General features: G+C 62.3%; 10 protein-coding genes. 9 read left to right on the top strand and 1 reads right to left on the bottom strand.

What is annotated here, in order from left to right; all coding sequences use genetic code 11:
• On the bottom strand, positions 1–187 hold a 187-nt coding region (locus tag ACEW8Q_RS04110), incomplete at its 3' end, for a GcrA family cell cycle regulator (RefSeq protein ID WP_373502783.1).
• A 410-nt stretch (positions 188–597) separates the two neighbouring features.
• Between ACEW8Q_RS04110 and ACEW8Q_RS04105 the strand changes: the two genes are divergently transcribed.
• The 9 genes from ACEW8Q_RS04105 to ACEW8Q_RS04065 all read left to right on the top strand — a co-directional run.
• On the top strand, positions 598–1,782 hold the full coding sequence (locus ACEW8Q_RS04105) for an aspartate aminotransferase family protein (protein WP_373502782.1): 1,185 nt from the start codon (positions 598–600) through the stop codon (positions 1,780–1,782).
• Positions 1,783–1,789: 7 nt separating this feature from the next.
• Positions 1,790–2,722, top strand: a complete 933-nt coding sequence (gene argF, locus ACEW8Q_RS04100) for an ornithine carbamoyltransferase (RefSeq protein WP_373502781.1) — start codon at positions 1,790–1,792, stop codon at positions 2,720–2,722.
• Positions 2,722–3,675 (top strand): Hsp33 family molecular chaperone, encoded by a 954-nt coding sequence (locus tag ACEW8Q_RS04095; RefSeq protein WP_373502780.1) that lies wholly within the window; start codon positions 2,722–2,724, stop codon positions 3,673–3,675. Before argF ends, ACEW8Q_RS04095 begins: the two co-directional genes overlap by 1 nt.
• 268 nt (positions 3,676–3,943) lie before the next feature.
• On the top strand, positions 3,944–5,539 hold the full coding sequence (locus tag ACEW8Q_RS04090; RefSeq protein ID WP_373502779.1) for an ABC transporter substrate-binding protein: 1,596 nt from the start codon (positions 3,944–3,946) through the stop codon (positions 5,537–5,539).
• Positions 5,540–5,755: 216 nt separating this feature from the next.
• Positions 5,756–7,363, top strand: coding sequence for an ABC transporter substrate-binding protein (locus tag ACEW8Q_RS04085; RefSeq protein ID WP_373502778.1), 1,608 nt, complete (start codon positions 5,756–5,758; stop codon positions 7,361–7,363).
• A gap of 147 nt (positions 7,364–7,510) precedes the next feature.
• A complete protein-coding gene (locus ACEW8Q_RS04080) occupies positions 7,511–8,482 on the top strand; it encodes an ABC transporter permease (protein WP_373502777.1) in 972 nt (323 codons plus the stop codon).
• On the top strand, positions 8,479–9,381 hold the full coding sequence (locus ACEW8Q_RS04075; protein WP_373502776.1) for an ABC transporter permease: 903 nt from the start codon (positions 8,479–8,481) through the stop codon (positions 9,379–9,381). Before ACEW8Q_RS04080 ends, ACEW8Q_RS04075 begins: the two co-directional genes overlap by 4 nt.
• The gene (locus ACEW8Q_RS04070) at positions 9,371–11,011 is read left to right on the top strand and encodes an ABC transporter ATP-binding protein (RefSeq protein WP_373502775.1); all 1,641 of its coding nucleotides are present in this window, start codon (positions 9,371–9,373) and stop codon (positions 11,009–11,011) included. Before ACEW8Q_RS04075 ends, ACEW8Q_RS04070 begins: the two co-directional genes overlap by 11 nt.
• Positions 11,012–11,097: 86 nt before the next feature.
• Positions 11,098–11,458: alpha/beta fold hydrolase (locus tag ACEW8Q_RS04065; RefSeq protein WP_373502774.1), on the top strand; the 361-nt coding region annotated here is incomplete at its 3' end.

Genomic DNA, 11,458 nt, shown 5'->3' with positions numbered 1-11,458 from the left:
TGCGGGGTGCACGCGGCTGCGCCGTGCGCTGCTGCTGCACCCGGCCCGACAGGTTGAGCCGGTGCACCTTGCCGATCACCGCATTGCGCGTGACGCCCGATCCCAGCCGCCCCGCGATCTGGCTGGCGCTCAGCCCTTCCGTCCAAAGCTTCTTGAGAAGCTCCACCCGTTCATCAGTCCAGGACAATTTCGCCCCTCCAAGATTGATTTCCAGCTCTTCACCCAACGGAATCCCTCACACTTCGCCGGGCCCAAACCGCAACCGGCGCTTTCACTGCAAAACTGACTTTAAAACGCTACATCTCGTAGCAATTGACGCGGACCCTACTATACGCGGAAATGCACCCGCAACCTTCGGGTTCGAATTCGGCGGTGTTTTCCCCAGTTTCCCGCTGAGCCCTATGGTTAATGAAACCTTATCAGCATGCCGAATCGGGGGTCCATGCGCTGTTTTGACTCAGTGTGGAAAACCGTGAATCACTGTCCAGGGAATGCCGCGATTGACCCTTCGCAATCATGGACTTATATGGAAACGGACAGTGGGCGCCCTCCGTTTCACAGGCGGGCGCCTTTTGATTTCATGAACAGAGCACAGCCATGATCGCACCCGTCCTGCCGACCTATGCCAGAGCGAAAGTCTCCTTCGAGCGGGGCGAAGGGGTGCGCGTTTTCACGCCGGAAGGGGAATCCTACCTCGATTTCGGCGCCGGCGTTGCAGTCACGAGCTGCGGTCATTGCCATCCCCATCTGGTGGCGGCGCTCACAGAGCAGGCCAGCAAGATCTGGCACACGTCGAACCTCTACCAGATGCCGGGCCAGGAAAGGCTGGCGCAGCGCCTGATCGATGCCAGCTTCGCCGAGACGGTGTTCTTCACCAATTCGGGTGCGGAGGCGCTGGAATGCTCGATCAAGATGGCGCGGAAATATCATGCCGCCCAAGGCCATCCGGAGAAATACCGCCTCATCACTTTCGAGGGCGCCTTTCATGGCCGGACACTCGCCACCATCGCGGCGGGCGGGCAGGCGAAGTATCTTGAAGGCTTCGGCCCCAAGGTGGAAGGCTTCGACCAGGTGCCCTTCGGCGACCATGAGGCGTTGAAGATGGCCATCGGCCCCGAAACGGCTGGCATCCTCATCGAGCCGGTGCAGGGCGAGGGCGGCATCCGCCCGGTTCCGCCCCAGTGCCTGAAGGGCTTGCGCGAGCTTTGCGATGCACACGGCATCCTGCTGGTGTTCGACGAGGTTCAGTGCGGCATCGGCCGGACCGGCAAGCTGTTCGCGCATGAATGGGCCGGCATCGCGCCGGACATCATGGCAATTGCCAAGGGCATCGGCGGCGGCTTCCCCCTCGGCGCCTGCCTTGCCACCGAGAAGGCCGCCGTCGGCATGACGGCAGGCACCCACGGTTCGACCTTCGGCGGCAATCCGCTGGCGACCGCCGTGGGCAATGCCGTGCTTGATGTGGTGCTGGAGCCGGGGTTCCTTGAGAGCGTCCAGCAACGGGCGCTCACCCTGAAGCAGAAGCTTGCTGGCCTCAAGGATACGCACCCCACGATCATCGATGACATTCGCGGCTTCGGCCTGATGATGGGCATCAAGTGCAAGGTGCCCAACACGGCATTCCAGGCGGCTGCCTTCGACCAGCATCTAATGACCATCGGCGCTGGCGACAACGTGGTACGGCTGCTGCCGCCGCTTGTCGTCACCGATGCCGACATCACGGAGGCCGTCGACAAGCTTGACCGCGCCTGCCGCGCGCTCGAAGCCAAGGCGGCGGCGTGAGGGTCTGATGATGACGTCGCCCCGGCATTTCCTCGACATTTCCGATTTCGATGCGGCAACCCTCAACGGCATCATCGCCAAGGCGCGCGCCATGAAGGATGCCCGCAAGGGCCTTCCGAAAGGACTGCGTGAAGCCGATGAACCGCTCAAGGGCCGCATGCTGGCGCTGATCTTCGAGCGCCCCTCGACCCGCACGCGGGTTTCTTTTGAGGTCGGCATGCGGCAGATGGGCGGCGAGACGCTGGTGCTGTCGTCGAACGACATGCAACTCGGCCGCGGCGAGACCATCGCCGATACCGCGCGCGTGCTGTCGCGCTATGTCGATGCCATCATGATCCGGGCCGCGTGCCATTCCAGCCTCACGGAACTGGCGGAGGCCGCAACCGTTCCCGTCATCAACGGCCTCACCAACCTCACGCATCCCTGCCAGGTGATGGCGGATGTGATGACATTGGAAGAGCATGTGGCGCCCGTGAAGGATCTGACGGTCAGCTGGGTCGGAGACGGCAACAATGTTGCCGCCTCGTGGATTCATGCCGTGGGCCGCATGGGAGGCAAGCTCAGGATCGGCACGCCGAAGGAACTTGAGCCGTCGCCGGAGATCATGGCCTGGGCCCGCGCGGAAGGTGCCGATGTGCAGGTCATGCAGTCGCCCGAGGAGGCAGTTGCCGGAGCCCATTGCGTCATCACCGATGCCTGGGTCTCGATGCACGACACCGATGCCGCCAGCCGGCATAATCTTCTGCAGCCCTATCAGGTGAACCGCCGGCTGATGGACGCCGCAGGCCCAAACGCCAAGTTCATGCACTGCCTTCCCGCCCATCGCGGCGAAGAGGTGACCGATGAAGTGATGGACAGCCCCAACTCGCTGATCTTCGATGAGGCAGAGAACCGGCTCCATATCCAGAAGAGCATCCTGCTCCACTGTCTGGGCGCCTGATGGCCGGAGCAACTTCCCATTCCGGTGACGATCTCGTCCTGCCCTTCGAGATCAAGCCGCTTGGCGTGCGCGGCAAGCTCGTGCGGCTGGGCGCCGCCGTCGACGATATCCTGCACCGTCACGACTATCCGCCGCCGGTTTCAGCACTTCTGGCCGAGGCCGTTGCCCTCACCGCCATGCTGGGAACCTCGCTCAAGTTCGACGGCAAGTTCATCCTGCAGACCAAGACCGATGGTCCGGTGGACTTGCTGGTGGCCGACTATGTCTCGCCCGGCAAGGTGAGAGGTTATGCCCGCTTCGATGCCGCCCGGGTAGCTGCCCTGGCAAATCCCACGCAGGCCGGCCTGCTCGGCAACGGGTATCTTGCGATGACGGTCGACCAAGGACCCGACATGGAACGCTATCAAGGCATCGTTCCGCTCCACGGCGAAGACCTGACCGCCGCGGCCCATGGCTATTTCGAGAAATCCGAGCAGATCCCCACCCGCATCCGCATGGCGGCTGGCCCCTTGCTTCAGCGCGGCGCCGCAGCCGAGAGCTGGCGGGCGGGTGCCGTGATGGTGCAGCACCTGCCGCGCGAGGGCGGAGCAAGCCCGCTTCCCTCGCAATCCGGCGATGCCCCGGAGGGCGCCGAGGAGGTGTTGCCGGAAAACGACGATTGGGTGAAGGCGCGGCTGCTGCTCGATACGGTCGAGGCCCATGAGCTTCTCGACCCCCTGCTGACGCCCGAGGAATTGCTCTACCGCCTCTATCATGAGGACGGGGTGACAGCCTATCCGGCGACCCCGCTTGAGCGCTACTGCAGCTGCTCCGAGGAGAGCATCACCCGCATGCTGGCGCGGTTTCCGGCCGAGGACCAGGCCGACATGGTGGAAAACGGCGAGATTGCCGTTACTTGCGAATTCTGCTCCACAACCTACCGCGTCTCGCCGGACTCGCTCCCGGCGGGCTGATTTCCGTCCCGACGTGTCGCATTTTTAACATGACTCGTCCGAAGCGTTAGTTCTATTCACCCCAATGTCACTACAGTGTCATTGACGGAGGCAAGTCTCCGTGACAGTTTTTGCCCCGGCAAGGCCGCAAAGGCTTGAATACAAAAAGAACGGAACAGGGAACGTGGGAGGAATGGACGCAAGGGCCCCGAGGTCATGCGTCCCGCACTCACATCCACCAACCCCGCGATCCGCACCGGTTTTCAAGGTCACTCAAGGAGAGAAACGTATGACCGAGTTCGAAATGAAAATGAGCGCAGCAAAGCGGGCCGTCGGCCTCGGCAAGCTGTCGCGACGCGACTTCATGTCCTTCGCCATTGCCTCCGGCATGACGATTTCTGCCGCCAGCACTCTGTTCGCCTCCGCCGCCCGTGCCCAGCCCAAGCAGGGCGGCGTGTTCAAGGCCGGCATCGGCCATGGCCAGACGACGGACTCGCTCGATCCTGCAACCTGGTCCAACGGCTTCACCTTCTCGTGGGGCAAGTCGGTCATGGGCGCGCCCCTGGTGCAGGTCAACCAGAAGAACGAAGCGGTTCCGCACGTCGCCGAAAGCTTCGAGCCGGCTGATGGCGCCAAGAAGTGGATATTCAAGATCCGCAAGGGCATTACCTTCCATGATGGCAAGACCCTGACGGCTGACGATGTCGTCGCCACCATCAACTATCACATCGGACCGGACTCCAAGTCTCCCGCCAAGGGGGTTCTCTCGAACCTCGTCGCGGTCAAGGCCGATGGCCCTGACACGGTGATCTTCGAACTGAACGGCGGCAACGCCGACTTCCCCTTCCTGCTCACCGACTACCATCTCTCGATCTACCCGTCGGAAGGCGGCAAGATCATGTGGGAGAAGGGCATCGGTGCCGGTCCTTACGTGCTGAAGTCGTTTGAGCCGGGCGTCAAGCTCGTCGGCGAGCGCAACCCGAACTACTTCGGCACCACCTATTTCGACGGCATCGAGGTCCTCTCGATCATCGACGTCGCGGCCCGCACCAACGCCTACCTGTCGGGCGAAGTGCACTTCATCGACCGCGCCGACGTGAAGACCATCGACATGGTGAAGGCAGCGCCTGAAACCGAACTCTACAATGTTTCGGGCTTCGCGCATTACACGGCGCCGATGCATTGCGACGCGGCGCCCTTCAATGACGTCAACGTGCGCCAGGCCATCAAGTGGGCCATCAACCGCCAGGATCTCGTCGACAAGATCCTTTACGGCTATGGCTCGGCCGGCAACGACAACCCGCTCTCGCCCTCGATGAAGTATGCAATCAACGCCGAACCGGTCTACAGCTATGATCCGGAAAAGGCCAAGTCGCTGCTGAAGAAGGCTGGCCTCGAGAACCTGAAGGTCGATTTCTCGGCGTCCGATGCAGCCTTCCCCGGCGGTGTCGATGCCGCCCTCCTGATGGCCGAACACGCCCGAGCGGCCGGCATCGAGATCAACGTGGTCCGCGAACCGAATGACAGCTACTGGGACAACGTCTGGCTCAAGAAGCCCTGGTGTCTCTGCTACTGGGGCGGCCGTCCGACCGCCGACGCCTTCATGTCGATCTCGCTCGCAGCCGATGCGGCCTGGAACGATACACGCTGGAAGCACCCGCGCTTCAATGAGCTGCTTGTGGCGGCCCGCGCCGAGACCGACGAAGCCAAGCGCCAGGCGATGTATGCCGAGTGCCAGCAACTCGTCCACGACGACGGCGGCCAGGTTGTGCTGATGTTCAACAACTACGTGGGCGCACTGTCGACCAAGATCGGCCATGCCGAGTTCAACTCGGACTTCGATCACGACGGCGGCTTCATGTATGAGCGCTGGTGGATGGCGTAAGGGCACGCTGTTGCATTACCAAATTTTGTAGAACCGGACCCCGTCAAGCGATTGACGGGGTCTTTTTGTCGTGAGAACGTCTTGGCAGTGTCAACGTCAAGTCCACCCCGCACCACGAGGAAAACTCATGGTGTTCGCAAAAATGGATCGCGGTACTTGTCCGTACGCTGACCGACGGGAAAGAAAAGCCGGAATGCCGGCACAGGGAGAAAACAGATGAACGAGATGAAGAACAAGCTGAACGCCGCGCTGGCGCAGGCCGTACGGGGCCGTATCACACGGCGCGAATTCACCCAACTGGCGCTGGCCTCTGGCGTAACGCTCGCCGCCGCCAACACCATGTTTGCCTCGGCAGCGAAGGCCGAGCCCAAGAAGGGCGGCACCTTCAAGATCGGCGTGGGCCACGGCGCCACCACGGACTCGATGGACCCGGGCCTCTACCCCGATCAGTTCACCGGAACGGCACTTTGGGGCACTCTGGCCAACAGCCTGACCGAGATTGATGCCGACGGCAATGTGACGGGTGACGTTGCCGAGAGCTTCGAGGCGTCGGACGGCGCCAAGAAGTGGGTCTTCAAGGTGCGGAAGGGCATCACCTTCCACAATGGCAAGGCAGTTACGGCAGAGGATGTCGTCGCCTCGATCATGCATCACCGTGGCGACGACTCGAAGTCAGCCGCGAAGTCGCTGCTGAAGTCGGTCGTCAGCGTCAAGGCCGATGGTGCTGAAACCGTCGTCTTCGAACTTGATGGCGGCAACGCAGACTTCCCCTACACTGTCTCCGATTATCATATGCCGATCATGCCGAAGAACGCTGACGGCTCGGTCGACTGGCAGTCGGGCATCCGCACCGGCGCCTACATGCTGGACAAGTTCACGCCCGGTGTAACGGCCACCTTCAACAAGAACCCGAACTACTTCAAGGCCGACAAGGGCTGGTTCGACCGCGTCGAATTCCTCTCTATCAAGGACGTGGCCGCCCGCACCAACGCGCTGCTCTCGGGCGAGATCCAGTACATGGACCGCTGCGACCTCAAGACCCTCGACCAGCTGAAGCAGAGCCCGGACCACACCGTCTCCGAGATCACCGGCTATGGCCATCAGATCTACGCGATGAACGTGACCGCGAAGCCCTTCGATGACGTCAACGTGCGCCTCGCCATCAAGCATTCGCTGGATCGCCAGGACATCATCGACAAGGTGTTCCTCGGCCACGGCACGGCAGGCAACGACAACCCGATCGCGCCGACGGTCAAGTTCGCCGTCGATCCGCAGCCGCGCCACACCTATGATCCGGAGAAGGCGAAGGCCTTCCTCAAGAAGGCCGGACTCGAATCGCTGTCCTTCGATCTCTCGGTTGCTGACGCCGCCTTCTCGGGTGCCGTCGACTCGGCCATCCTGTGGAAGGAACAGGCCAAGGCCTGCGGCATCGACATCAACGTCATCCGCGAGCCGGATGATGGCTACTGGGACAATGTCTGGCTGAAGAAGCCCTTCGTCGCATCGTACTGGAGCGGCCGCCCGACAGTCGACTGGATGATGACCACGGCCTATGCAGCGGACGCCGCCTGGAACGACACGTTCTGGAATCACCCGAAGTTCAACGAACTGCTCATCGCAGCCCGTTCGGAAACCGACGAAGCCAAGCGTGCGGCGATGTATGCCGAGATGCAGCAGATCCTGCACGACGACGGTGGCCTCATCAACCTGGTGTTCAACACCTATATCGAGGCCCACGCCAACAATCTGGGCCACGGCAAGGTGGCGGCCAACTGGCAGCTCGACGGCATGAAGATTGCCGAGCGCTGGTGGTACACGGCATGATTGCTGACGCGAAAGGCTGACAATAGGTCGGGGACCGGGTTGCCGCGTGCGTAATCCGGTCCCTATTATTTTATGTGTAGCGCGATGAGATCGATCTGCTACTGTCAATGAAACGACAGGCCCAGCAAGAGGCCGATGGGGAGAAGCATGCATCCGGTTCTTAAAACCGTCCTGCAGCGCTTGGGACTGGGATTGCTGACGCTCTTCGTGGTGTCGATCGTGATCTTCGCATCCCTTGAACTGCTGCCCGGTGGCTTCGCAGAGGCCATTCTCGGCCAGGGCGCAACGCCCGAAACCGTTGCCGCGTTCAATCGCGAAATCGGCATGGATCGTCCGGCAACCGTTCGCTACGTCGAATGGATCGGCGGGGTGCTCACGGGCGACTTCGGCTATTCCTATGCGGGCCTCGGCGGCTCGATCAAGCGCAGCGTGACGGATATCATCGCGCCCCGCCTCTACAACACATTCTTCCTTGCACTGATGACTGCCATCGTGGCGGTGCCCCTGTCGCTGATGCTCGGCGTGCTGGCGGCGCTCTACCGCAACAGCTGGTACGACCGGATCGTCAACTCGGTGACGCTGACGACGATCGCCACGCCCGAGTTCTTCATCGCCTATCTCCTGATGTTCTTCTTCGCCATCAAGAACAAGTGGTTCTACACGCTCTCCACCGTGAGCGGCTCGACCGATCTCTGGGAGCACATGTACCGCGCGGCACTTCCCGCCATCACGCTCACCCTCGTCATCGTCGCGCACATGATGCGCATGACGCGGGCGGCTCTCATCAATCTTCTCGCCAGCCCCTACATGGAAATGGCACAGCTCAAGGGTGTTCCGCGCCGCGAGGCGATTGTGAAGCATGCGCTGCCCAACGCCTGGGCGCCGATTGCGACCGTCATCGCCTTCAACCTTGCCTATCTCGTGGTCGGCGTCGTGGTTGTCGAAGTGGTGTTTGTCTATCCGGGCATCGGGCAGTTGATGGTCGATGCCGTCTCCAGCCGCGACATGCCGGTGGTGCAGGCCTGCGCGCTGATCTTCGCCGCAACCTATATCCTGCTCAATCTCTCGGCCGACATCGTCTCGATCGTCACCAACCCCAGGCTGCTGCATCCCAAATGACCGCACAAGCTCCAGATATCCGCTCGGTCCGTGCCCGGCGCAGCTTTCTCCAGAATGTAAAGCGCACGCTCGCCTCCGCACCCATCAGTGCCTGGTTCGGCATGACCGTCATCGTGATCTATGTGATCGCGGCTGTCTTCGCGCCGCTGATCGCGCCCTATGGCGAGGCGGAAGTCGTCGGCAAGGCCTATCAGCCGTCGGGGCCGGAGTTCTGGCTTGGCACCGACCAGATCGGCCGCGACCTGTTCTCGCGCCTCATCTACGGCGCGCGCAACACCGTGGGCATCGCCTTCATCACCACCATGCTGTCCTTCATGATCGGCGGAACGCTGGGCGTGCTGACGGCGCTGAAGCGCGGCTGGCTCGACCAGGGAATCTCGCGCATCGTCGATGCCTTCCTTGCCATTCCCGTCCTCATCTTCGCGCTGATGCTGCTCGCCGTGTTCGGCAAGAGCATCTGGATGCTCATCCTCATCCTGGCCCTTCTCGACTCGACGCGTGTGTTCCGCCTGGCGCGCGCCACCGCGTTGAACGTCGTGGTGATGGATTATGTCGAAGCCGCAAAGCTTCGGGGCGAAGGCATGGGATGGATCATCTTCAAGGAAGTGCTGCCCAATATCCTTCCCCCCATGATCACCGAGTTCGGCCTGCGCTTCTGCTTCGTCTTCCTGACGATCTCGGCGCTTTCGTTCCTTGGCGTCGGCATCCAGCCGCCAACCGCCGACTGGGGCTCCATGGTGGCTGAGAGCAAGACCCTGATCACCTTCCCGGTTCGCACCTTCCCCTACATACCGGCGCCCTTCTATCCCGCAATTGCCATCGCGCTCCTCACCGTCGCGATCAATTTCGTGGTCGACTGGTTCCTTCACAAGACGAGTGGACTTCGCGATGAGCTCTGAGAAAAAGCGCGTCAAGGGCGAGTCCCTTCTCGAAATCAGCGGCCTCAAGATCGAGGGCAACAGCGACGGCGTATGGCTCCCGATCGTCAAGGGTGTGGACGTCAGCCTGAAGCGTGGCGAAGTGCTGGGGTTGATCGGTGAATCGGGTGCAGGCAAATCGACGATCGGCCTCGCCGCCATGGGCTTCGCGAGGCCCGGCTGCCGCATCACCGATGGCACCATCATGTTCGATGGCATCGACCTCCGCAAAGCCAGCGAAGAGGAACGCCGCGAGCTCTGGGGCTCGCGCATCGCCTACGTAGCGCAGAGTGCGGCCGCGGCTTTCAATCCCGCCCACAAGCTTATCGATCAAACGGTCGAGACGGCGGTGCGCCATGGCATCATGGACCGCGCCAAGGCCGAAGCCGACGCTGTCGATCTTTACCGGCGGCTTCAACTGCCGAACCCCGAGACGATCGGCAACCGCTATCCGCATCAGGTTTCCGGCGGACAGTTGCAGCGCGCCATGACGGCGATGGCCATGTCATGCCGCCCCGACCTCATCATCTTCGACGAACCGACGACGGCGCTCGACGTGACGACACAGGTGGAAGTGCTGGCCGCGATGCGCGACATCGTGGAGCAGTTCAACACGGCGGCGATCTACATCACCCACGACCTCGCCGTTGTCGCCCAGATGGCCGACCGTATCACGGTTCTGCGCCGCGGTCTCGAGGTCGAGCAGGCACCAACGCGCGAGATGCTCAAGGAGCCCAAGGAAGACTATACCAAGACACTCTGGGCCGTCCGCAGCCTCGCCAAGGAAGAATCGATCAGCGACGACATCGCGCTCCGCATCCATGCCGTCGATGCGAGCTATTCGGGCGTCGTCAAGGTGCTCGACAATGTGACGGTGCAATTGCCGCGCGGCCGCACCGTCGCCGTGGTGGGTGAATCGGGGTCCGGCAAGTCCACGCTGGCCCGCGCCATCACCGGGCTTCTGCCGCCGTCCAAGGGCGAGATCTATTTCAATGGCAAGCCGCTGCCCAAGGCGCTGAAGGACCGCGACAAGGATACGCTCCGCCGCATCCAGATGATCTACCAGTCGGCGGACACGTCCCTCAATCCGCGCCAGACGATCCGCGACCTCATCGGCCGCCCGATCGAGTTCTATCATGGCATCAAGGGCGCCGCGCGTGACCGCAAGGTGGCCGAACTGCTCGACTCGATCGAGCTGAACGAAAGCTACATCGACCGCCTGCCAACGGAATTGTCCGGCGGCCAGAAGCAGCGCATCTCGATTGCCCGCGCGCTGGCGGCCCAGCCGGAAATCATCATCTGCGACGAGGTGACCTCCGCGCTCGACCAGATCGTGCAGGAAGAAATTCTTACTCTTTTGATGAAGCTGCAGAAGGATACCAACGTCTCCTATCTCTTCATCACCCACGACATCGCCACGGTGCGCGCCATCTCGGATGAGATCGTCGTCATGCACCAGGGCAAGGTGGTGCAGCAGGGGCCAAAGAGCCAGGTGCTGAACCCGCCGCATCCGGCATACACCGAACTTCTGCTCTCCTCGGTGCCCGAGATGGATCCCGACTGGCTCACCAACTTGCTGGCCTCCCGCGCCGAGGCGAAGGTCAAGGCTTGAGCGCTTGACGCTGGTGGCATGGCTCCTGCATGAGGTCTGTTGAAGGCCGGCATCCTCATCCGGCGCCAGAACCCCTCAGGACGACCATGACACTGCCCGCATCCATACCTGCAGACCCGCGCAAGACCCTCGGGGGAACCAGCTTCATCGAGAAGGGCGAGGGCGAAGCCCTGCTGCTGATCCATGGCGTGGGCCTCAATGCCGAAGTCTGGGCGCCGCAGATCGAGGCATTTTCGGCCACGCATCGCGTCATCGCGCTCGACATGCTGGGCCATGGCGGCAGCCATCCGCCGCCCGAGGGTGCTGTGCTCGACGATTTCGTCAACCAGGCCCGCCGCCTGCTCGACGATCTCGGCATCGCGTCCGCCAATGTGGTGGGGCATTCCATGGGCGGCCTGGTGGCCATGGGCCTTGCCATTTCGAAGCCGCAGCGCGTGCGGCGGCTGG

The organism is Aestuariivirga sp., assembly GCF_041738905.1.
Classification (GTDB): Bacteria; Pseudomonadota; Alphaproteobacteria; order Rhizobiales; family Aestuariivirgaceae; genus Aestuariivirga.
This window is presented reverse-complemented; position numbering and strand designations above follow the sequence as displayed.

Excerpts from the sequence above, each read along its gene's own strand:
- ACEW8Q_RS04095 (WP_373502780.1), top strand. The coding sequence starts at position 2,722 with ATGGCCGGAGCAACTTCCCATTCCGGTGACGATCTCGTCCTGCCCTTC.
- ACEW8Q_RS04085 (WP_373502778.1), top strand. The coding sequence starts at position 5,756 with ATGAACGAGATGAAGAACAAGCTGAACGCCGCGCTGGCGCAGGCCGTA.
- ACEW8Q_RS04090 (WP_373502779.1), top strand. The coding sequence starts at position 3,944 with ATGACCGAGTTCGAAATGAAAATGAGCGCAGCAAAGCGGGCCGTCGGC.
- ACEW8Q_RS04080 (WP_373502777.1), top strand. The coding sequence starts at position 7,511 with ATGCATCCGGTTCTTAAAACCGTCCTGCAGCGCTTGGGACTGGGATTG.
- ACEW8Q_RS04070 (WP_373502775.1), top strand. The coding sequence starts at position 9,371 with ATGAGCTCTGAGAAAAAGCGCGTCAAGGGCGAGTCCCTTCTCGAAATC.
- argF (WP_373502781.1), top strand. The coding sequence starts at position 1,790 with ATGATGACGTCGCCCCGGCATTTCCTCGACATTTCCGATTTCGATGCG.
- ACEW8Q_RS04105 (WP_373502782.1), top strand. The coding sequence starts at position 598 with ATGATCGCACCCGTCCTGCCGACCTATGCCAGAGCGAAAGTCTCCTTC.
- ACEW8Q_RS04075 (WP_373502776.1), top strand. The coding sequence starts at position 8,479 with ATGACCGCACAAGCTCCAGATATCCGCTCGGTCCGTGCCCGGCGCAGC.